General features: G+C 63.6%; 22 protein-coding genes and 1 pseudogene. 12 read left to right on the top strand and 11 right to left on the bottom strand.

Features of this window, described 5'->3' with window-relative positions; translation table 11 throughout:
* Positions 1–1,077 precede the first annotated feature (1,077 nt).
* The 4 genes and pseudogenes from NKI88_RS28335 to NKI88_RS28320 all read right to left on the bottom strand — a co-directional run.
* Positions 1,078–1,134: pseudogene (locus tag NKI88_RS28335) on the bottom strand (hypothetical protein); the annotation flags it as partial.
* Between the two features lie 525 nt (positions 1,135–1,659).
* A complete protein-coding gene (locus NKI88_RS28330; RefSeq protein WP_352658729.1) occupies positions 1,660–2,163 on the bottom strand; it encodes a hypothetical protein in 504 nt (167 codons plus the stop codon).
* 158 nt (positions 2,164–2,321) lie between these two features.
* A complete protein-coding gene (locus NKI88_RS28325; RefSeq protein WP_352658727.1) occupies positions 2,322–2,627 on the bottom strand; it encodes a hypothetical protein in 306 nt (101 codons plus the stop codon).
* On the bottom strand, positions 2,605–2,877 hold the full coding sequence (locus tag NKI88_RS28320; RefSeq protein WP_023685308.1) for a DUF4242 domain-containing protein: 273 nt from the start codon (positions 2,875–2,877) through the stop codon (positions 2,605–2,607). Before NKI88_RS28320 ends, NKI88_RS28325 begins: the two co-directional genes overlap by 23 nt.
* A gap of 244 nt (positions 2,878–3,121) precedes the next feature.
* On the opposite strand from NKI88_RS28320, the gene NKI88_RS28315 reads away from it, so the two are divergent.
* Positions 3,122–5,710: an ATP-binding protein gene (locus NKI88_RS28315; RefSeq protein WP_352658725.1), complete on the top strand. Its 2,589-nt coding sequence runs from the start codon at positions 3,122–3,124 to the stop codon at positions 5,708–5,710.
* 222 nt (positions 5,711–5,932) lie between these two features.
* Here NKI88_RS28315 and secA read toward each other — a convergent pair whose 3' ends face one another.
* A complete protein-coding gene (gene secA, locus NKI88_RS28310) occupies positions 5,933–8,665 on the bottom strand; it encodes a preprotein translocase subunit SecA (RefSeq protein ID WP_023672992.1) in 2,733 nt (910 codons plus the stop codon).
* A 244-nt stretch (positions 8,666–8,909) separates the two neighbouring features.
* Here secA and NKI88_RS28305 point away from each other — a divergent pair, with 244 nt between their 5' ends.
* Positions 8,910–9,830 (top strand): peptidylprolyl isomerase, encoded by a 921-nt coding sequence (locus tag NKI88_RS28305; protein WP_352658723.1) that lies wholly within the window; start codon positions 8,910–8,912, stop codon positions 9,828–9,830.
* 44 nt (positions 9,831–9,874) lie between these two features.
* Here NKI88_RS28305 and NKI88_RS28300 read toward each other — a convergent pair whose 3' ends face one another.
* Positions 9,875–10,462: a TetR/AcrR family transcriptional regulator gene (locus NKI88_RS28300; RefSeq protein WP_023672990.1), complete on the bottom strand. Its 588-nt coding sequence runs from the start codon at positions 10,460–10,462 to the stop codon at positions 9,875–9,877.
* A 112-nt stretch (positions 10,463–10,574) separates the two neighbouring features.
* Positions 10,575–11,801, bottom strand: coding sequence for a caspase family protein (locus tag NKI88_RS28295; protein WP_352658721.1), 1,227 nt, complete (start codon positions 11,799–11,801; stop codon positions 10,575–10,577).
* Between the two features lie 169 nt (positions 11,802–11,970).
* Between NKI88_RS28295 and argJ the strand changes: the two genes are divergently transcribed.
* The 5 genes from argJ (at position 11,971) to NKI88_RS28270 (ending at position 15,120) form a co-directional block, all read left to right on the top strand.
* Entirely contained in the window at positions 11,971–13,212 is a 1,242-nt protein-coding gene (gene argJ / locus NKI88_RS28290; protein ID WP_352658719.1) for a bifunctional glutamate N-acetyltransferase/amino-acid acetyltransferase ArgJ, read from the top strand.
* Between the two features lie 29 nt (positions 13,213–13,241).
* Positions 13,242–13,991 carry a GNAT family N-acetyltransferase gene (locus NKI88_RS28285; RefSeq protein WP_023713717.1) on the top strand — a complete coding sequence of 250 codons (750 nt, stop codon included), beginning with the start codon at positions 13,242–13,244 and terminating at the stop codon, positions 13,989–13,991.
* Positions 13,988–14,404 carry an 8-oxo-dGTP diphosphatase MutT gene (gene mutT, locus NKI88_RS28280; protein ID WP_023685791.1) on the top strand — a complete coding sequence of 139 codons (417 nt, stop codon included), beginning with the start codon at positions 13,988–13,990 and terminating at the stop codon, positions 14,402–14,404. The genes NKI88_RS28285 and mutT overlap by 4 nt, the downstream gene beginning before the upstream one ends.
* 97 nt (positions 14,405–14,501) lie before the next feature.
* Positions 14,502–14,810 carry a hypothetical protein gene (locus tag NKI88_RS28275; protein ID WP_023818501.1) on the top strand — a complete coding sequence of 103 codons (309 nt, stop codon included), beginning with the start codon at positions 14,502–14,504 and terminating at the stop codon, positions 14,808–14,810.
* Positions 14,811–14,937: 127 nt separating this feature from the next.
* Positions 14,938–15,120, top strand: coding sequence for a Flp family type IVb pilin (locus NKI88_RS28270; RefSeq protein WP_023672984.1), 183 nt, complete (start codon positions 14,938–14,940; stop codon positions 15,118–15,120).
* A gap of 12 nt (positions 15,121–15,132) precedes the next feature.
* Here the strand turns inward: NKI88_RS28270 and NKI88_RS28265 are convergent, their stop codons facing one another.
* Positions 15,133–16,005, bottom strand: a complete 873-nt coding sequence (locus NKI88_RS28265; protein WP_352658717.1) for a methyltransferase domain-containing protein — start codon at positions 16,003–16,005, stop codon at positions 15,133–15,135.
* 71 nt (positions 16,006–16,076) lie between these two features.
* On the opposite strand from NKI88_RS28265, the gene NKI88_RS28260 reads away from it, so the two are divergent.
* The 4 genes from NKI88_RS28260 (at position 16,077) to NKI88_RS28245 (ending at position 18,541) form a co-directional block, all read left to right on the top strand.
* Positions 16,077–16,862, top strand: coding sequence for a ComF family protein (locus NKI88_RS28260; protein WP_502909503.1), 786 nt, complete (start codon positions 16,077–16,079; stop codon positions 16,860–16,862).
* Between the two features lie 22 nt (positions 16,863–16,884).
* The gene (gene grxC, locus NKI88_RS28255; RefSeq protein WP_023672982.1) at positions 16,885–17,166 is read left to right on the top strand and encodes a glutaredoxin 3; all 282 of its coding nucleotides are present in this window, start codon (positions 16,885–16,887) and stop codon (positions 17,164–17,166) included.
* 86 nt (positions 17,167–17,252) lie between these two features.
* Complete coding sequence (locus NKI88_RS28250; protein WP_352658715.1) at positions 17,253–18,119, top strand: carbon-nitrogen hydrolase family protein; 867 nt, start codon at positions 17,253–17,255, stop codon at positions 18,117–18,119.
* Positions 18,116–18,541 (top strand): DUF1178 family protein, encoded by a 426-nt coding sequence (locus NKI88_RS28245; protein ID WP_352658713.1) that lies wholly within the window; start codon positions 18,116–18,118, stop codon positions 18,539–18,541. The genes NKI88_RS28250 and NKI88_RS28245 overlap by 4 nt, the downstream gene beginning before the upstream one ends.
* Before the next feature lie 4 nt (positions 18,542–18,545).
* On the opposite strand, the gene NKI88_RS28240 is transcribed toward NKI88_RS28245, so the two are convergent.
* Positions 18,546–19,031, bottom strand: a complete 486-nt coding sequence (locus NKI88_RS28240) for a MarR family winged helix-turn-helix transcriptional regulator (RefSeq protein WP_352658711.1) — start codon at positions 19,029–19,031, stop codon at positions 18,546–18,548.
* A gap of 101 nt (positions 19,032–19,132) precedes the next feature.
* Between NKI88_RS28240 and NKI88_RS28235 the strand changes: the two genes are divergently transcribed.
* Positions 19,133–20,023 (top strand): DMT family transporter, encoded by an 891-nt coding sequence (locus NKI88_RS28235; RefSeq protein ID WP_023731041.1) that lies wholly within the window; start codon positions 19,133–19,135, stop codon positions 20,021–20,023.
* Between the two features lie 85 nt (positions 20,024–20,108).
* On the opposite strand, the gene NKI88_RS28230 is transcribed toward NKI88_RS28235, so the two are convergent.
* Both NKI88_RS28230 and ubiG read right to left on the bottom strand, forming a co-directional pair.
* The gene (locus tag NKI88_RS28230; protein ID WP_023685781.1) at positions 20,109–20,441 is read right to left on the bottom strand and encodes an MmcQ/YjbR family DNA-binding protein; all 333 of its coding nucleotides are present in this window, start codon (positions 20,439–20,441) and stop codon (positions 20,109–20,111) included.
* Between the two features lie 25 nt (positions 20,442–20,466).
* Complete coding sequence (gene ubiG, locus NKI88_RS28225; protein ID WP_023672976.1) at positions 20,467–21,216, bottom strand: bifunctional 2-polyprenyl-6-hydroxyphenol methylase/3-demethylubiquinol 3-O-methyltransferase UbiG; 750 nt, start codon at positions 21,214–21,216, stop codon at positions 20,467–20,469.
* Positions 21,217–21,257 lie beyond the last annotated feature (41 nt).

The following is a 21,257-nucleotide window of genomic DNA, read 5'->3' as shown; positions in this document are numbered from 1 at the left end:
ATTAGCGCGCTGGCTGGATTGCTAATCGGGATCGCCGAAATATTCAGCCCGTCTGGTGGCGGGGTGTTCTGGCTCGTCCCATATCCCATCATCGCAGACAGGACCCTGCAGAGTGAGGGTAAGCGTAGTGTTTTCGGAGGCCGAGACAGGCACACAGGCGTTGTGTCGGTGTTCAAAGCCCTTCCGAGTTGGACCTTCTTTGGCCACCCCTTGGGCTTTCTCCGCGCTTACGTGGGTAGCTAGCACCATGAACAGCGCGACAAGCAAGGCCTGCAATTGCAATCCCCCCTGAATGCACAGGCATTCATCTTGGGGAGAAGTGAAGACTCCACAACCGGAAGGAATCCGGTCATTGTTCCCCGATGGGCTATTTGGGGAAGTGTATCCGGCGTGCGTTCGCTGGCTCCGTGCTATTCACGGACAAACTATCAATCGTCGGCGGTGTATTAGTTCCGGCCTTATTTTCGGTCCTAGGTGATGCCGTGAACGCGGCGGTACAAGCCTATGTGGCGTGGGCTATCATTATCGTCGTCGGCGGTGGCGTTGGTCTTCGGCTTTTGACTGCGCCGTATTTCATCTGGAAGGACGATCAAAAAGAACTGGCGGGGCTTCGCGGCATTATCGCCGACACGTCCGTAAAGAGACGGCAATTCTTTGAAGAATCGTTTCTGGCAGAGCGGGCAAACCTAGCTAAGGCATTGGCCAAATTCGCGGCGCTCGACCTACCTATTGGTCAGGTTGCCACGATCAACCCAGACGCGGAATTGAAGCCGATAACAGAAACTGCCGTCCTGTTTTTTGCAGACGGCAGCTTTAAGACATACTGGAAAAACTTCTGTTCTGGTCTTCGCTGGACGGTGGACGGTTCAAGGTTTTTTGCGGCGTCGGCAGATCAGATTCCGGAACAGCAAAAGCTTGAAGTTGTGGATCGAATTATCTTCGATATGGCCAACATGAGAGCCGCCGCAATGGCTTTGGTCGCCATCCTAACCGAAGATCTCAAACACTCCGAAGATTACGAGATGCACGTCAAGGATCTTCAGGACCGGTACTCACATCTGGACAAAGACCTTATGCCTAACGAGCGATGGAAAGTGCCGCTGTCCCTATCGCCTCCAGACACACGAGAAGAAAAGCAGCCGTGAACTTGCCCCTCGCAAGTTGTGCGAATGGTCACTTTCTTTTCTTCAACGCCAATCGCATTCAGCTTTTAAACGAGCTGCGCATAGGTCACGCCTTTGGTGCTTTTGCTATATAAGACCGGGCTGAAGTTCGAGTTCGAGGCCGAAATGGTGCGGCTGAAGGCGGCGTAGAAACGGATACGCCAGCCTTGGGCCGGAGTGGCGTCGTTAAGCAAACAGCAGTGAACCACCCAGGAAAATGAAAAACCCGCCTCGGCGGCGGGTTGTCGGCGCAAATCAGCACCATGGCCATAACCATAGCATAGTTGCGGTCACAACGCCACAAGGGAGACGGAAACGTTCCGTTGTCGTCGGCTCGGGCATCGCCGCCTCGGGCTTGGCGACGTCGGAGGAAACAAAAGGCGAGCGAACGCCGGGGAAGACTGGGGAGCCGGTCGGCGTTTCGCTCGCCCCTCCCCCGCCAAGGGGGATGGCCAGGCACCGGGTGTCCGACGCCAGAGGTGTCACATGGGGAAGATCACATCCCCTTCATCGCGTCGCAGGACACGTTCGGGTTCATGTCGGCGAAGGCGCCGGTCGGGTTCTGTTTCCAGGCCCAGACATGCAGTTCGTAGAACGGGCCGAGGCCGTAGCGGTTGGGGGCGCTGTTGAAGTTGAACAGCTGGCCTTCGAGCGAGGCCGGGCCTTTCGAGGTGATGTATTCGACCGCTATCAGCTTCAGGCTGCCGTCGGCCGCCGGCTCGTACATGACCGCTTCGGGCTTGGCGAGATCGACGGCATCGTCCTTGAGATAGGCGCCGTTGACATAGTGGATGCCCATGGCCCCGCCGGTGATGCCGCTGGCGCAAGGGATGGGGGCATAGCCTTCGGCCGTGGCAGTTGCCACATTTTCGAAGCGGCTGTTGGCGGCGCGCACCTTTTCGGCCAGCGGATTGGCGTCGTGCGCCTGGGCGGCCGCACCCGCCGCGATCGAGATGGCGGCGAAAGCCGCGAAGCGTGTCGTCCAAAGAATTATGGTCATGGTCTTCCGTCCGTTTGTTGACGCTCGAGGCGACGGCGGCCGATCAGGCTGCCCGAAACGCTGCGGCGTTGGTTTAGGATTTGGTTTGTCCGTCCCGGTTCGTGCGATGCGGCTTCCGTTGCCGGGCTTTGGCCGCAGCCCTTAAAAACCGTGCAAAATCAACGATCCCAAAAGTAATATTGCCAATATTCCTGCGGGACGTCCCGCTCCGATAGCCCGATGTCGCGCCTCAGATAGTCGCCTTCCGGGGGCAAGCGCCGCCTTTCAGACAGATACGCAGGCAGCCTCGTCGCGAACCGCCATAGACGGCCGAGCACGGAGGTTGGCCGGACGGTCTTTCCCAGGACAGGCCCGATTCCGCCGAGCGGCAGGCCATCAGGCAGTTCGCCACGGCCGCGAAGGACAGTTTGATGCTCATAATCGTGGCGACCGAACGCAGGATCAGAGGTAAAAATAAGGGTCAAGAACCCGCACCTCCGTGATCTTGTCGACCGGCAGCGAGTTTTTCTGAGCCGTGCTGCGGATCGCTTCGGGCGTCGGCGCGTCGTAGATGCAGAAGCTGTGCTTCTTGTCGGGCGTGACGAAGGACTGGATCCAGGTGACGCCCTTTTCGGCATTGCGCATGACGACCCCGCCGACCGCAGTGGCGCCGATGTCGGTCATCGGAATGTTGAGGCCGTCCGGAAATGTGCGTTCAATCAGATAGCGAGGCATGGAAGACTTCCTTTTCCATTGATTCACGCTCGATCGGAGCGCTGCTGGACGTTGACCACGCCGGCCCGGCCCGCGCATCGGAACGATTCCCCATATTGGACGGGACGATTCCCTATATTGGCGTCGTTCTTTGTGGAAAGAGGCACGGCAATGTGTGCAAAGTCACATTGCGGCGCTTTCTTCACGGGCTAATCGTGAGCGGCCCGCCATGGTGGGAAAACTCCGATCCTGTGAGACGATGATAATGATGCTTCTGGAACGGCAGACGCAGCTGCAGCAGTTGGAGAGCCTGCTTGGCGATGCAATAGGCGGCCATGGCCGCGTCGCCGTGCTGGCCGGGGAGGCCGGCGCCGGCAAGACGGCGCTTGTCGAGGCATTCGCGGCCCGTGTGGGGCAAAGCGCGGCAATGTTGCGCAGCGCTTGCGAGGATCTGTCGATCCCAGATCCGCTGGGGCCGCTCTACGATCTGGCCCGTGAAGCGCAATGGGCGCTGCCGCGCGCCATCGATGCCCGGCATGGGCAGAGACTGCCGCTGTTTTCCGACGCGCTCGACGCCTTTGCGGCCAAGGGACCGAGCCTGCTGGTGATCGAAGACCTGCACTGGGCCGACGATGCGACGCTCGATTTCGTGCGCTTCCTCGGCCGGCGTATCGCCAACACCCACATCCTGCTGTTGCTCACGGCGCGCACCGACCGCAGCGAAGGACAGATGCGCGTGCGCCGCGCCCTTGGCGAAATCCCGGCCGGCAGCGTGGCGCGCATGGACGTGCCGCTGCTCAGCGAGGCGGCCGTGCTGTCGCTCGCCGATGCGGCTGGCCGCGATGGCGACGCCATCTACCGGGCGACCGCAGGCAATGCCTTCTTCGTCACCGAATTGTTGTGCGCCGAAAACGAAATGGCGCTGCCGGCAAGCGTGCGCGACGCGGTGCTGGCGCGGGCCGAGCGGCTGTCGGTTGGCGCCCGGGCCATGCTCGACGCGGTGTCGGTGTTTCCGCGCCGCGCCGACGCCTGGGCCTTGCAAGGCCTGTGCGGCGTCGCCAGCGCCGGCCAGTTGGCCGAGTGTGTCGCCAACGGCCTGCTTGACGATCTGGGCGACGGCTACGCCTTCCGCCACGACATCGCGCGACGCGCCATCGAAATGATGCTGACGACGTCGCACAGGCGGCAGTTCAACCAGCGTGCGCTGGCGGCACTGCTCGAAAATGGCGACGTCTCCACAGGCCGCCTGGTGCATCATGCGGTCGAGGCGCACAATCTGGCGGCGGTGCGCGAACTTGCGCCAATCGCCGCGCGCGAAGCGTCGCGCGTCGGCGCCCATCGCGATGCCGCCGGCTATTACGAGATCGCCCTGCAGCAGGCCGACAGCCTGCCGGTGATCGAGCGCGCCGCGCTCTACGAAAGTCATGCCTTCGAGTGCCATCTCATCGGCAAGATCGATGATGCGCTTGCAGCGCAGGGACAGGCGCGCCGGTTGCATCAGGCAGACGGCAACAGGCTGAAGGAGGGCGACAGCCTGAGATGGCTCTCCCGGCTGAGCGAAATGGGCGATGACCGCGAGGCGGCGGCCGCCTTCGGCGCCGAGGCTGTGGCTATGTTGGAAGCGGCTCCCGCCGGTCCCGAACTCGCCATGGCCTATTCGAACCTTTCGCATCTGGCGATGCTTTCGGAGAGGGTGGAAGACACGCTGTTCTATGGCGAGAAGGCAGCGGCGCTGGCTGCGCGCATGAACCGTCCCGACATCGCGTCGCATGCCCTCAACAATGTCGGCTGCGTCGAGCAGTGGCTCAATCCGGATGCCGGACGCCTGCGCCTCGACGAAAGCCTTGAAATTGCGCTCCAAGGCAATTTCCAGGAACATGCCGCGCGCGCCTTCACCAACCGCGCCTGTTTCGAGATCACCCAGATGAGCTACGACGCGGCACGTCCGGTGCTCGAGAGCGGCATCCACTATTGCACCGAAAACGACCTCGGCACCTGGCGCGACTATCTCAGGGGCATGCTGGCCGATGTGCAACTGCGTCAGGGCCAATGGGATGAGGCCGCCGCGACGGCAAGCGATGTCATCGACAATGAGCGGACAACCACCGTGGGCCGGTTTCCGGCGCTGCTGGCACTGGCGAAACTGCGCCTGAGGCGCGGCGATCCCTCGGCCGAGCCGCTGTTCGCCGAAATGGCGCGTCTGGTCGGAAGCGGCGGCGACCTGCAGATGCTGAGCTCTTACGCGGCGCTGATGGCGGAGCAGGCATGGCTGGGCCTGGCCGACAGGCAAGAGGCGCTGGCGCTGATCACCCGCGCCGAAACGCCGGTGCGCTCGCGTGCCCATGTCGGTGAGCTGGCTCTGTGGCGAACATTGCTCTCTCCCGATATGCCGGCCGGCGACACCGCCGAGATGGCGACACCATACCGGCTGCTCCTGACCGGCGACTGGCGTTCGGCTTCGGCACTCTGGTCCGAATTGAATGCGCCATACGAGCGCGGACTGGCGCTCATCCTCGGCGATGACGAGGGGCAGCGTCTGGCATTGGATATTTTCGACGGCCTGGGGGCAAGGCCGGCGGCCCAGCGCCTGCGCGATATCATGCGCAAGAACGGCGTTGGCGGCATCGCCCGCGGCCCGCGCCGCTCGACGCGCGCCAACCTCGCCGGCCTCACCTTGCGCCAGATGCAGGTGCTGCAGCTGATCGAACGCGGCCTGTCAAACAAGCGGATCGCCGAGCAATTGACGATTTCGCCAAAGACGGTCGATCACCATGTCTCGGCGGTGCTGGGCAAGCTGGATGCGGTGTCGCGCGGCGAGGCGACGGCGGCGGCGCGCGATTCGGGGTTGTTGTGAGGGTTTGACGATGGTTGGACCGAGAGGTCGCGATCCTTCGCACCCCCCCTCTGTCCTGCCGGACATCTCCCCTCAAGGGGGAAGATTGGCTGTCACTGTGGCTTTCGCCAATTGTCGAAATTGAAAGAAGTTACGGCGCCGAAGCTGCTGATCTCCCCCCTTGAGGGGGAGATGGCCGGCAGGCCGGAGGGGGGTGCTGTCCCGCCGACCTAGCCGCTGAAATCAGGCAAACGCGCCGTGGCAGTGCTTGTATTTCTTGCCGGAGCCGCAGGGGCAGGCTTCGTTGCGGCCGATCTTGCCCCAGGTCGCCTGGTTGTTCGGATCGCGGTCTTCGGGAGCGACGATGGCGTTGCTCTCCTGGCGGACCAGAAGTGCGGTCTCGCCACCCTCGAAATCGTCCTCGCCCGTGGTGCCGTCAATGTGGCTGCCGAACATTTCCGGCGCTTCGGGCGGCGGCGCTTCGGCGGCCTGGCGGACCAGTTCGACGCGCATCAATTGCGCGGTGACGGCCTGGCGCAGATTGCCGAGCAGCGCCTGGAACAGCTCGAACGCCTCGCTCTTGTATTCCTGCAGCGGATCGCGCTGGGCGTAGCCGCGGAAGCCGACGACCGAACGCAGATGGTCGAGGTTGACGATGTGCTCGCGCCACAGATGATCGAGCGTCTGCAACACCACCGAGCGTTCGACATAGCTCATCACGTCTGGGCCGAAGCGCTCGGCGCGCTCCTTGGCGGCGGCGTCGGCGGCCTTGGTCAGGCGCTCGCGGATGTCGTCCTCGGCAATGCCTTCTTCCTTGACCCAGTCCTCGACCGGCAGGTCGAGATTGAGGAATTCGGCGACCTCGGCCTTGAGGCCGGCGACGTTCCACTGCTCGGCATAGGCGTTTTCGGGGATGTTCTTGGTGACGATCTCCTCGATGACGCCTTCGCGCATCTCGGCGATCGTCTCGGACAGGCCTTCGCCGTCCATCAATTCGATGCGCTGCTCGAACACCACCTTGCGCTGGTCGTTCGAGACGTCGTCGTATTTCAACAGGTTCTTGCGGATGTCGAAGTTGCGCGCTTCGACCTTCTTCTGCGCCTTTTCCAGCGCCTTGTTGATCCACGGATGGATGATGGCCTCGTCTTCCTTGAGGCCAAGCTTCTGCAGCATGCCGTCCATGCGCTCGGAGCCGAAGATGCGCATCAGATCGTCCTGCAGCGACAGGAAGAATTTCGAACGGCCGGGGTCGCCCTGGCGGCCGGAGCGGCCGCGGAGCTGGTTGTCGATGCGGCGCGATTCATGGCGCTCGGTGGCCAGCACGTAGAGGCCGCCGGCGGCCAGCGCCTTTTCCTTCAGGCGCTCGACATCGGCAATGATTTCCTTTTCGCGCGCCTCGCGCTCGGGACCAGCAGGCATGTCGCCCAGTTCGTCCTCGATGCGCATCTCGGCGTTGCCGCCGAGCTTGATGTCGGTGCCGCGTCCCGCCATGTTGGTGGCGATGGTGATGGCGCCGGGCTTGCCGGCCTGGGCGACGATGGCCGCTTCGCGCTCGTGATGGCGGGCGTTCAGCACTTCGAAATCCTTGAACCCTTCCTTGCGCAGGCGCTCGGCCAGTTGCTCGGATTTTTCAATGGAGGTGGTGCCGACCAGCGTCGGCTGGCCCTTGGCGCGCGCTTCCTTGATCTCCTTGACGATCGCCTTGTACTTCTCCTCGACCGTCCGGTAGACCTCGTCGTCCTCGTCCTTGCGGATGACCGGCAGATTGGTCGGGATCTCGGTGACTTCGAGGCCGTAAATGTTGCCGAACTCCTCGGCCTCGGTCAGCGCCGTGCCGGTCATGCCGGACAGCTTCTTGTAGAGGCGGAAATAGTTCTGGAAGGTGACGGAGGCCAGCGTCTGGTTTTCCGGCTGGATCGCCACATGCTCCTTGGCTTCGAGCGCCTGGTGCAGGCCTTCCGAATAGCGGCGTCCCGGCATCATGCGGCCGGTGAATTCGTCGATGATGACGATCTCGTCGTTGCGGACGATGTAGTCCTTGTCCTTCTGGAACAGCCGGTGCGCCTTCAGCGCGTTGTTGACGTGGTGGACGATGGCGACGTTCTCGACGTCATAGAGCGACTCGCCCTTGAGCAGGCCGGCCGCGCGCAGCAGGTTTTCCAGCTTCTCGGTGCCTTCCTCGGTGAAGATCGAGGTCTTCTGCTTCTCGTCGATCTCGTAGTCGGCCGGGCCGAGCTGCAGCATGAAGGCGTCGATGGTGTTGTACATTTCCGAACGGTCCTCGAGCGGACCGGAAATGATCAGCGGCGTGCGCGCCTCGTCGACCAGGATGGAATCGACTTCGTCGACGATCGCGTAATTGTGGCCGCGCTGCACCATCTGCGCGCGCTCATACTTCATGTTGTCGCGCAGATAGTCGAAGCCGAGCTCGTTGTTGGTGGCATAGGTAACGTCGGACGCATAGGCGACGCGGCGTTCCTCGTCGGACAGGCCATGGACGATGACGCCGACCGAAAGGCCGAGGAATTTGTAGACGCGGCCCATCCATTCGGAGTCGCGGGTGGCGAGATAGTCGTTGACGGTGACGACATGGACGCCCTTGCCGGCAAGCGCGTTGAGATAAACGGGCAGGGTGGCGACCAGGGTCTTGCCCTCGCCCGTGCGCATTTCGGCGATGCCGCCATTGTGCAGCACCATGCCGCCGATCAGCTGCACATCGAAGGGGCGCATGCCGAGCACGCGGCGGGATGCCTCGCGGACGGTGGCGAAGGCCGGCACCAGCAGGTCATCGAGCGTAGCGCCGTTGGCGATATCCTGGCGGAATTTTTCCGTGCGGGCCTGAAGCTCGGCGTCGGACAGCGCCCGCATCTCGTTTTCCATGGCGTTGATCGCCTCGACACGCGGCCGGGTCGATTTTACGCGACGATCGTTGGAGGAACCGAAAACCTTACGGGCGAGACCGCCGAGACTGACCATCCGATGGTCCTTTCGATAGAATTCTCAATTTTGAGATGAGCGCCGGCCGGCCCCATCAATTCCGCGTGAAACGCGGACAAACACAAAAAGCGCCCGGAAAACGGTTCTGGACGCAAAGTCGTTGGACAGATAAGAGGGGGCTCAACTGATGTCAACGCCGCGTTAGCCCTATGGGCAGCGCCAAATTCCGCCACAATCCGGCTGATCTGCAAGCCCTACCAATCCCCCCTTGGAGTTAATCTTGATGTCCTTACTGTTTCGCCGTGCGTCGCTCGCCAGCCTTGGCTTGGCTTTCGGCCTGTCGGCCCTGTCGCTGTCTCCGCTGATGGCCCAGGAAGCCGCTCCCGCCCCGGCCGATGCCGCAGCAGCGCCGGCGGCAGCCCCCGTCGATCCGAACGCCGTCATCGCTACCGTCAATGGCCAGAAGCTGACCGAGGCGGACCTTGGGCTTGCCGAGGGCGAGCTGTCGCAGCAGTTCTCGCAGTTGCCACCCGAGCAGCGCCGCGCCGCCGCCCTTTCGGCGGCCATCGAAATCCGCGTCATGGCCGCCCAGGCGGTCGCTACTGGGCTCGACAAGGATCCCGAATTCCAGCGCCGCATGGCGTTCCTGCGGCAGCGCGCGCTGCATGGCGAGATGGTCGAGAAGGGCGTCGTCGACAAGGTTACCGATGCCGAGGTGCGCGCCCGCTACGATCAGGAAATCGCCAGCACGCCGCCGGTCAATGAGATTCATGCCCGTCACATCCTCGTGAAGACGAAGGAAGAGGCCGAGGCGATTATCAAGCAGCTCGATGGCGGTGCCGACTTCCAGAAGCTCGCCAACGAGCATACCAGCGATCCCTCGGGCAAGACCAATGGCGGCGATCTCGGCTGGTTCGGCCCGGGGCAGATGGTGCCGGAATTCGACAAGGCGGCAGTTGCGCTCGAAATCGGCAAATACACCAAGGAGCCGGTGCAAACGCAATTCGGCTGGCATGTCATCAAGCTCGAGGACAAGCGCACCAAACAGCCGCCGGCCTTCGACGACGTCAAGGACCAGGCCAAGCAGGCGGTGATCCGCGACAAGTATTTCGCACTGGTCAAGCAGCTGCGCGGCGCCGCAAAGGTTGAAATCCCCGACGCCAATCTGAAGAAGGCCGTCGACACGATGGAAGCCGGCAAGTAAGGCCGGCACCGAAAACATGCAAAGGGCGCCGTTCGGCGCCCTTTTCAATTGCGGGAGATGCCTGACATCACATAGCGGACAGTGGCAAGGATTGTCGCCTCATCTTCGTCCAGCCGGTTGGTCAAAAGGTGTTTCCAGGCATAGGAAGCGATGAGGTCGGCGACCAGCGCTGCGTCGATATCGGCCGCAACCTCGCCGCGCGCTTTGGCGCGCTCGATGATCCGAGCGGTGTGGGACACGCGCCCATCGGCATAGCCAGTCAGGGCCGCGGCCGCCGCTTCGTCCGACTGGGCCTCGGCGATCAGCGAGCGGAATACGCTGCCCGAGGATGTGTCGCGCCAATGCGCGAAGAGGTTCCTCAGGAAACCGACGAGGTCGTCTTCGAGACTGCCGGTATCGGGGACGTCGACACGCTTTTGCCGCTTGTAGACCTCCAGCAGCAGGGCCGCCTTGCTCGGCCACCAGCGATAGATCGTGGGTTTGCCGGCGCGGGCACGCCGCGCGACGGCCTCGATGGAGAAGCCGGCATAGCCGGCCTCGACCAGTAGTGCCTCCGCGGCCTCGAGAATGGCCTCGGCGCTGTCCGGATTGCGCCGCGCCCCAATCGATCTGCGCGCCGGATCCTCGCCCATATTTGTCCTCGCCAGCAATTTCGTAGACAATATAGGTTAGCTGGCAGTCAAACGAAACGGCCCGTTTCCAGCGGTGTAGAAACAGGTCTCACATTCGCCCTTGGCGGGGATTTCAGTTCATCGCCTGCGAGGTTTCCGAGGCGATCCGCCATTGGCCGTCGCTCTTCACAAGCCCAAGCGTGACGCGTGCCTTGCCGGTCATGCGCGCCGCCGATTTGTCTTTCGACATATAGTCATAGCTCATCGCGAACACGGCTTCGGCGCGGTTCTCGCCCTGCGGCGTCACCTCGAGGCTGCCGGGCTCGAGATTGAACGACCAGGATGCAAATTGCGCGAACCAGTCCGTCTTGAGCTTGACGACGGCGTCGCTGTCATAGCGCGTGCCGAAGATGGTGGCGGAAGGCGCATAGAGCCGTTTGACGGTCTCGCCGATCGCCGCGGCATCGGGCGCAAGATAGGCGTCGCGCAGAAATTTCTCGATCGCGGTTTTGTCGTCGCCAACGGAACGTTCGAGCGCTGCCACCTGGCTGGACTGCGCCGGCGCACCGGCCGGCGGCGGCGCTGCAGCCACACCGTCAGGCACAAACTCAAACCGTTCGAGCAGCGAGCCCTGTTCCCATGGGCGCTGGCCCTCACGGGTTTCGGAAACCACGTCGCGGCGCACCGCGATCATCATGTCGTTGATGCTCTGGCCGGGCTCGGCCATGTGCCGCAGCAGGGCGGCGGCGAACGGCGAATTGCGCCCGGTGCCGTCCATGGCGACAGCGCCTGGCGCCGTCGAGAAGGCGATGAAGGAGCCGCGCGTCGAATCGAACTGCGCCAGACCGGCAAGCGCCGTTGCCGAGCGCGTGGTGGCGGTGCGACTCAGGCTGCGGGCAAAGGGATTGTTGCGGCAGGCGTCGAGGAAGACCAGGCTGACCTTGGTCTGCTGCTCCATGATATCGAGGACTTCGTCGATCGGCACGGCTTCGAGCTGCAGCTTGACCGGCATGTCGAGCCGGGCGTCGACCGGCACGATGTAGTTGCGCCCTTCCACCTGCAGGCCGTGGCCGGCGTAATAGAAAAGCCCGACGCCCGCACCTTCCAGCGCGTCGGAAAATTCGCCGATCTTGCGCTCGAGTTCGCGCTTGCCGAGATCGTTGCCCTCGATGACGTCGAAGCCGATCGAGCGCAGCTTGCCGGCAATATCGAGGGCATCGTTGACCGGATTGGTGAGCGTGCCGGCTTCGGCATAGGTGCCATTGCCGATGACCAGCGCCACGCGCCGTTCCGGCTGCGCATCGGCGCTTAGGAGCAAAAGCCCCATATACGCCACCGCCAAGATCACCAGCCTGCCCATGGCCGATATCATAACGCCAGAGGCCCCGGTGACGCCAACGGATTTGAAATGCAAGCTTAATCCCTGGTGGCTTGCCGACAGCGGCGGCCAAGAAAACGCCCTTGCGCCGGGCCGTGCTATCGGGCAAACCGGCCTTCGCCCAGCGTTTTTCCCTCGCCAGAGGTCTCCAATGTCCGCAACGATTTCGCCGCTCGCGCCGAAGAAATATCCCAAAATGCCTGCCATCGAGGGCGTGCGCATCGCCACCGCCGAGGCCGGGATCAAGTACAAGAACCGTACCGACCTCTTGGCCATGGTCTTCGATGCCGGCACAGCGGTTGCCGGCGTGTTCACGAAGTCGAAATGCCCCTCGGCACCGGTCGACTTCTGCCGCGAGAACCTTGGCGCCGGCAAGGCGCGGGTGCTGGTCGTCAATTCCGGCAACGCCAACGCGTTCACCGGCAAGAAGGGCCGCGCCTCCACCCAACTGACCGGCGAGGCCGCGGCCAAGGCCGCAGGCTGCACGCCAGGCGAAGTGTTCCTCGCTTCCACCGGGGTAATCGGCGAGCCGCTCGACACCACCAAATTCAGCCATTTGCTCGCCGGACTGGTCAAGGACGGCAAGCCGGATCTGTGGACCGAGGCGGCAAAGGCCATCATGACCACCGACACCTATCCGAAAGTGGCGACAGCGACGGTCAAGCTCGGCGACACCGACGTCATCATCAATGGCATCTCCAAGGGCGCCGGCATGATCGCGCCCGATATGGCGACTATGCTGTCCTTCATCGCCACCGATGCGCCGATCGCCGCCCCCGTGCTGCAGGACTTGTTGTCGCGCGGCACGGCCAAGACCTTCAACGCCGTCACCGTCGACAGCGACACCTCGACCAGCGACACGCTGCTGTTGTTCGCCACCGGAGCCGCTGCCAAGCGCGGCGCGCCCGCCATCAGCGATCCCAAGGATGCCCGTCTCGGCGCCTTCCGCCGGGCGCTGGGCAAGGTGCTCAAATCGCTGGCGCTGCAAGTGGTGCGCGACGGCGAGGGCGCCCGCAAGCAGGTCGAAGTCACCGTTACCGGCGCCAAATCGGCGCGCTCGGCCAAGCGCATCGCGCTGTCCATCGCCAATTCGCCGCTGGTCAAGACGGCGGTGGCCGGGGAGGACGCCAATGGGGGCCGGGGCTGCTTGGCCGGGGGAATGGCCGGGGAGCCGGCCGAGCGCGACCGGCTGTCGATCTGGTTCGGCGACAACCGTCTGGCGCATGAGGGCGAACGCGACCCGGGCTACTCCGAGGAAGCGACCTCGGCCTATATGAAGCGCGACGACATCCGCATCCGCGCCGATATCGGTATCGGCCGCGGCAAGGCGACGGTGTGGACCTGCGACCTCACCAAGGAATATGTCGCCATCAATGGCGATTACCGGAGCTGATGGAGTTGGCTTCCAGGCATCCGGCAAGCATGCTCGCCATCGTGCGCCGCTACGAGGCGGCGGGTTTTCGCGCCTGGCCGGCTGCGGCCGTCCATTATGACGGCACCTGGGTGGTGCGGCTGACGGCCGGTCATCCGGCCAAACGGCTGAACTCGGTCAACCCGCTCGATCCCGGCGACACCCAGCACATTGCCGAGCGCATCGGCCGCGCCAGCCGGCGCTTCGACGCCTATGGCAGGCCGCTGACCTTCCGCATCTCGCCGCTGTCGGGGCCGGACCTGGCCAAGCATCTCGACAATGAGGGCTGGAGCACATTCGACGAATCCCTGGTGATGCGGCTGCCGCTGGCGGACGCGCAACTGGCGCCGGCCATGGACCAGATTCCGCTGAAGGATATTAGCCGCTTTCTCGGCGCGTCGCTCAAGGTCAGCGGCTCGGATGCATCGCTGCGGCCCGGTCTTTCGGAAATCATCGGCGCTATCCAACCCGAAGTCGGGCTGTTTGCGCTCGAGGAAGGGGCCGATCCCCTGGCGGTGCTGATCTGCGTCCATGACGGCGATCTTGCCGGCCTGTTCGAGATCGCCACCGCCAAGTCGGCGCGCAATCAGGGCCATGGCCGCAACCTGATCCTGTCGGCGCTGAAATGGGCGAGGCTGCGTGGCGCTCGCGAAGCCTGGCTGCAGGTCGAGGCCGGCAATGCGCCGGCGCTGGCGCTCTATCGCTCGCTGGGCTTCGACGAAGTCTATCGCTACCACTATCGCCGGCCGCCGGGCGCATGAGCGAGATCACCGGCAAACGCCTGCTGCTGGTCGCCGCGTGCGCGCTGGTCGATACCGATGGCCGGGTGCTTCTGGCGCAGCGACCCGAGGGCAAACAGCTTGCCGGCCTTTGGGAATTTCCCGGCGGCAAGGTAGAGCCAGGCGAGACGCCGGAACAATGCCTGATCCGCGAACTGCAGGAAGAGATCGGCATCGAGACCGACATTCCTTGCCTGGCGCCGCTCACCTTCGCCAGCCATTCCTATGATGATTTCCATCTCCTCATGCCGCTCTTCGTCTGCCGCCGCTTTCGCGGCATCGCGCAGCCCAGGGAAGGGCAGGCGCTGAAATGGGTACGGCCAAAGCAGATGCGCGACTATCCGATGCCGCCGGCCGACGCGCCGCTGATCCAGTTCCTCATCGACCTGTTGTGATCCAAGGCCATTTCGCGGTCTGATCTAGCCAGCGTTAATGGAAGATTTATCTCGTCGTGAAAAATTGCGGCAAAGCGGGTTCGCGGGGAGCGATTGCATGAGCCTCGACAGGGAATGGGACTCGATCCGGCCGGATCGCAGCTTTCGCGCCGCCGGCGTCGGTATATTGCGCGTCACGCTTTTGTTCGGCTCGGCCGCAGTGGCGCTGGCGCTGATCGCGGTCCCCGTGCTGGACAACCAGACGCGATCATCCAGCCGCGATGCTCTTGCAGGCGGTCTCGACCCGATGAGCACGGGTTCAATCGGCTCGCGGGCCACCTATACGCTGCGCAGAAGCGTGCTGCAGCCCTCACCGAGCTCAGTCTGCATCATCCGCGCCGACGGCCAACGCAGCGGCGACTGCTGACCAACAAGGTCGACACCAGCTTGAGAACTTCCTCAACGCAGGCCCATTTCACAGCCTGTTAAGCTTGTGCCGTTAACCTTTCTTAACAGGTCGGCGATATGGTCGGGGATGAGAGGGATCGACGATCATGAAGCCATTGCTGCGCCGATTTTTGCAAGACGAAACAGGCGCCACGGCCATTGAATATGGCCTGATCGTCGCGGTGCTTTCGCTTGCCATCGTCGGGGGTGTCGGCAAGGCCAGCAATGCGATCCAGTTTCTGTTCAGCGACAACAACAGCAGGCTCGCAAACGCCTTCGCCGAGCACTGATCCGGAGCGCCGTCACCGCCCGCCGGGATCTTCCAGTATTGTCTTCAGCGAGACCTTCGCCGAGCCCGGTTTCAAGGGCTTTTGCTGCGATGCATCGGGCGCCCAGCCCGACATCCAGACGATGGAAAAGCTTGCCCTGATGCGGCCATCAGCGTCCGAAAAGCGTTCGGCATAGAGTTCGGCGGCACGGGTAAAAAGCTTTCGCGCTCCCGGTCGCCGGCTGCGATCGGTCAGCGCGCTGGTTTCGCCCATCGCCCTGAGATCGGCAATGAGGTTGAAGAGGGTATCGTAGCGGACGGTCACCGTTTCGACGTCGGCCACCGGCAGCGCCAGTCCGGCGCGCTGCAGCAATGCGCCGGCATCGCGAACATCCGTGAAGGGGATGACGCGCGGGCTGGCGCCGCCATAGAGCTCGGTCTCGGCGGCGAGCAGGCTTTCGCGCAATTCGGAAAGCGTGCCGGCGCCGGCAAAGGCGCCGAGAAAAAGCCCGTCGGGCCTGAGCGCGCGGCGGATCTGCACCAGCATGCCGGGAATGTCGTTCATCGCCTGGAGCGACAGGAGCGAAACGACGAGGTCGAGGCTTTCCGGCTGGAACGGCACTGTCTCCAGCGGTGCTACCAGCCCTGGCCGGCCGTCCAGAAACGCTGGATCTGCCTCGACGCGCACGATCTCCGCTGCCTTGCCGCTTGCAGCGACCACGTCCGTTGCGTCCGGCGTCTGGCAAAACAGCACCGCGGCCTTGCCGAATTTCCGCTCGACCGCGCCAAGCCGGTCGGCAAGGTCTTCCGCCGCCCGCCGCATCAGAAAATCCGCGCCGGCTACGGGGTGGGCTAGTGCCCTGCGCTTGCGCACCAGCCAAAGTTCAGTATCGATGATCGGCTGCAACGGTAGACATCCTGTTTGTCCGTCTAGTGATATCCTGGCGCGGACGACAAAACCACGTGGCCGATCCGGTGATGGAGATCAAGAGCCTCGCTCAAACCATGTTGAAACTGGCCATGTTGGACTGGCCGGCGCGGATGCTGTTCCCGCCGGTCTGTGCCGGCTGTCGCAGGCACGTCTCGCAACCCGGCGTTTTGTGCGGCGCCTGCTGGCCGAAGCTGAGGCTGCTGGAGCGGCCATGGTGCGCGGTCATGGGCACGCCATTCACCCACGATATGGGCGAGGGGTTCCTGTCGGCCGAGGCGATCGCCGATCCGCCGCCGTTCGAGCGGGCGCGGGCGGCCGTGGCCTATTCCGGTGTCGCCCGCCAGATGGTGCAAGGGCTGAAATACCAGGACCGCACCGATCTGGCGCCATGGATGGCGCGCTGGATGCTGCGCGCCGGCGCTGAGCTAATTGCAGACGCCGATGTCGTCGTACCGGTGCCGCTGCACTGGCGGCGCTTCTTTCGCCGGCAGTTCAACCAGTCGGCGGAGTTGGCAAGGGCGGTTGCGCAGCCTAGCGGGCTGCCTTTCTCGCCCTCGGCGGTCCGGCGCGTCAAGCTCACGCGCCAGCAGGTCGGGCTGGAGCGGCAGGAGCGCGAGGCCAATGTCCGCGCCGCCTTCCGTGTGCCTGCGGAAGCCGAAATCGAGATCACTGGGCGCCGCGTGCTTCTGGTCGACGATGTCTACACCACCGGCGCCACCGTGCGCTCGGTCGCCAGGGCGCTGAAGAAGGGCGGCGCCGGAGCGGTCGATGTGCTGACCTTCGCGCGTGTCCTGCCGGGGGACTTTCGGGCCGACGAGTCCGCGACTATATAAGGTCGAGGAAAGGCACGGACCGATGCTCGATGTGACGATTTACACCCGTATGATGTGCGGCTATTGCGCGGCGGCCAAGCGGCTGCTCGACCGCAAGGGCGTCGCTTACACCGAGCATGACGCTTCGTTTTCGCCGGAATTGCGCCAGGAAATGATTTCGCGGGCGCATGGCCGCTCGACCTTTCCGCAGATTTTCATCGGCGACACGCATGTCGGCGGCTCCGACGACCTCCACGAATTGGAGGCGCGGGGCCAACTGGACAGGCTGCTTGCCAACGGCTCGACGACAAAGAGCGGTTCGTAGGGCCGCTCTATGTCTTTGTTTTTATGCGATTTCGGACGGAAAACCGGTACACACTTTTCCTGGAATTGCTCAAAGAGGACGTGACGATGGGTGTTTTCAAGGCGGCGGCGATCCAGATGCGTTCGGGCGAGAGCCCCGAGCGCAACGCGGTCGATCTCGAACGGCTGGTTCGCGAGGCGGCAGGCCTCGGTGCAACCTACATCCAGACCCCGGAAATGACCGGAGCGCTGATTCGCGACAAGGAAGCCAGGGCTGCTTCCTTCACCTCGGAAGACAAGGACATCGTCGTGGCGACCGCGCGCAAGCTCGCCAGCGAACTCGGCGTCTTCTTGCATATTGGCTCTACCGCCATCCTGCGCGCCGACGGCAAGCTCGCCAACCGGGCGCTGCTGTTTGGGCCGGATGGCGCGACGCTCGCAACCTATGACAAGATCCACATGTTCGACGTCGATCTCGACAATGGCGAGAGCTGGCGAGAATCCGCCGCCTATGAGCCGGGCACCGAGGCCGTCGTCACCGAGATCGACGGCGCCAGGCTCGGCTTTGCCGTCTGCTACGATCTACGCTTTCCACAGCTGTTCCGCGCCGAGGCGATGGCCGGCGCCAACCTCTTGTCGGTGCCTGCCGCCTTCACCCGCCAGACCGGCGAGGCGCACTGGCATGTGCTGCTGCGAGCCCGTGCCATCGAAAACGGCGCCTATGTGGTTGCTGCAGCACAAGGTGGCCTGCATGAGGATGGCCGCGAAACCTATGGCCATTCGCTGATCGTCGACCCATGGGGTCGAATTCTCGCCGAGGCAGACCATGACGATCCGGAGGTGATCATCGCCGAGATCGACACGGCGCAGTCGTCGGCCGCGCGTAAGAAAATCCCCAACCTTAGGAATGCGCGCGATTTTGCCGTCAATGCCGGCACGGCTGAAGTGCCGCGGCTCAGGGGCGCGGCTTCGTGATCCGCTTTGCCCTGATCTGCGAGCACGAGCACGAATTCGAGGGCTGGTTTCGCAGCAATGACGATTTCGACACGCAGAAGAAGCGCGGCTTCGTCGATTGCCCGAGCTGCGGCTCGCACAAGGTGCAAAAGGCGCTGATGGCGCCAGCCGTCTCCACCGCGCGGAAGCAGGAAACAATTGCGCTGGCCATGGGCGAAACCCAGAAGCAGGCTTTGGCGAAACTGAAGGCGATGGCCGAGAAGGTGCGCGAGAATGCCGACTATGTCGGCGACAAGTTTGCCGAAGAAGCGCGCAAGATCCATTTCGGCGAGAGCGATGCGCGCGGCATCTATGGCGAGGCGACGTTGGACGAAGCCAAGAGCTTGGCCGAGGATGGCATCGATTTCATGCCGATCCCGAGTTTTCCCGAGGAGCGCAATTGAGCGATCAGCTGGCGCTATCGATCAATTTGCCAAGCAACTGAGCCAGTGCCCCCCGCTCCGTGCCGGTGAGCCCGGCGAGGATTTCATGCTCGTTGGCGACGTGGGCGGTCAGGGCTTCGTCGATCAAGGCCAGACCTTTTTCGGTCAGTTGCACGACAATGCCACGCCGGTCGTTGGGGTGCGGGCCGCGCAGGATCAGTCCGGCCTTCTCAAGCCGGTCGAGCCGGTTGGTCATGGCCCCAGAGGTCACCATCGTCGCCTCGTATAGAGCGGTCGGTGTCAGCGCGTAGGGCTGGCCGGAGCGGCGCAGCGTCGCCAGCACATCGAATTCGCCGGCCTGCAGTCCGAAACGGGCAAACAGCGGGGCGAGGCGCTCGCGGGCGATTAGCGACGAGGCTTCGTTCAGCCGCCCAAGCACCAGCATCGGCGACACCTCCAGGTCCGGCCGTTCCCGCTCCCATTGCTCCACCGCCTTTGCCGCGCGATCCATCTGTCTCACCGCTAAGTATCTTGACGTTAAGAATCTTTGTGGTATGCTACCTCAAGATACAGTTTCGACCCAGTGCCGCAAGTGAGTGACGGGACCATCCGATGAAATTTCTCTGGGAATCGGCGCTTGGCCTGCTGGTCGTCACCGGCGGCCTGCTCGGCCTGACCCTGCCGTTCGGCAAGCTGGCGACGGCTGCCGGCGTTCCGGCCATGGTCTGGGCCTTCGTCATCTCGTTCGGCGCCGGGGGCGTGCTGCTGTGCGCGTTGCTCGCGAACGGAGAGCGCATGCGGCTCACCTCGCACAGACTGCGCTATTTCTTCATCACCGCCGCCGTGTCCTACGCCGTGCCCAATCTGCTGATGTTTTCGGCTATCCCGCATCTCGGCGCCGGCTATACCGGCATCATGTTCACGCTGTCGCCGGTCATCACACTGGTATTTTCGATCCTGCTCGGCGTTCGACGGCCAAATACGCTCGGCAGTATCGGTATCGCCGTCGGCTTCATCGGCGCCGTCATGGTGGCGGTGACGCGCGGCGAGGCCGGCCAGCCGGCCGATGTCTACTGGGTGCTGGCCGGACTTTTGATCCCGGTCAGCCTTGCCGCCGGCAATATCTATCGCACCGTCGACTGGCCCGAAGGCACCGGTCCGATCGAACTGGCCGTCGGCAGCCACCTGGCCTCGGCGACGCTGCTGCTGATCGGCATTCTCACGCTGTTCGGGGTCGGCGCCTTCGCCCCGCTTGGCGCCGTGCCGCTGGTCGTCGTGGCGCAGGTCGCCTCGGCCTCGGCGATGTTTGCCTTCTTCTTCCGGCTGCAGGCCGTGGGCGGTCCGGTCTATCTCAGCCAGATCGGCTATGTGGCGGCGGCCGTCGGCCTGTTTGCCGGAACCATCTTCCTCGGCGAGCACTACCAGTTGCTGACCTGGGCCGGCGCGGTGATCATCACCATCGGCGTGATCATCACCACCAAGGCGCAGAGCCAGAAGGCATAGGGTCTTTGTTTACGCAATTCCCTAGGCAAAGCGCTATGCGCTTTCCCGGGAAACCGCTTCACACTTTTCCTCGAACTGCTCAAGCTTAAATTTGGCTCGCGTCGAGGCGCTTCCGTAGCGCCGGCGGGGCGACGTTTCGCCAGGCCGTCCGAACGGCGCTGCGGAATGTCTGTTCGTCGCAGGCTTCGAGCATAATCGACGTCCATCCCTTTTGGCCCCAGCCGCCTGTCACGGGCCTGAAAACCGATGGCTCAGCCGCGGCCATCATCTCTTGCTGGTCGCGGTCGAGCTTGACGACAGCACGGTCGGCTTCGGGCAGCGAGACGAAGATACGGTTGCGGACGCGGAAGTCAGCCTTGCCGAAATGCGATTGCTCGACCGTTTCGGGAAGATCGAGCGCCAGCTCTCGGGCCCTCATAGTGTCCACGGCCGCCCCCTTTCGTTCAGACCGATCGTTTTTCCGCCAGCACCATATAGTTGACGTCCATGTCCTTGGAGCGTGCCCAGCGGTCGGCGAGAGGATTGTAGGTCACGCCGGTACGGTCGATGATGGTCATGGCGGCGCTGCCGAGCGCCTTTTCAAGCTCTTCGGGCCGCACCAGCTTGCCGAACTGGTGGGTGCCGCGCGGCAGCCAGCGCAGCACATATTCGGCGCCGATGATGGCCAGGCCCAGTGCCTTCAGCGTGCGGTTGATGGTGGCCACGAACATGATGCCGCCGGGCTTGACCATCTCGCCGCACTTGCCGATGAACAGGTCGACATCGGCAACATGCTCGACAACTTCCATGTTGAGGACGACGTCGAATTTCTCGCCGGAATCGGCCAAATCCTCAGCGGTCGTAGCGCGATAATCCACCGTCACGCCGCCTTCGGCCGCGTGCAGCTTCGCCACCTCGATGTTGGTTGCCGAGGCGTCGGCGCCGACCACTTCGGCGCCAAGCCTTGCCATCGGCTCGCACAACAATCCACCGCCGCAGCCGATATCGAGGAAACGCAGGCCTTCGAACGGCCGCGCCGCCCGCGGATCGCGGCCGAAGCGCGCCGCCACCTGGTCCCGGATATAGGCCAGCCGGACCGGGTTGAATTTGTGCAGCGGACGGAATTTGCCGTTCGGGTTCCACCATTCGGCGGCAAGCGCGGAAAAGCGTTCCACTTCTCCGGCATCGATTGTCGATCGTCGGGCCTCTGGCATGGGGCGGGTCTCCTCGGACGCTAGGAAGTCGGGTGCCGGGG

The sequence above is a fragment of the Mesorhizobium sp. M0317 genome, from assembly GCF_040321555.1.
In the GTDB taxonomy this organism is placed as follows: Bacteria; Pseudomonadota; Alphaproteobacteria; order Rhizobiales; family Rhizobiaceae; genus Mesorhizobium.
This window is presented reverse-complemented; position numbering and strand designations above follow the sequence as displayed.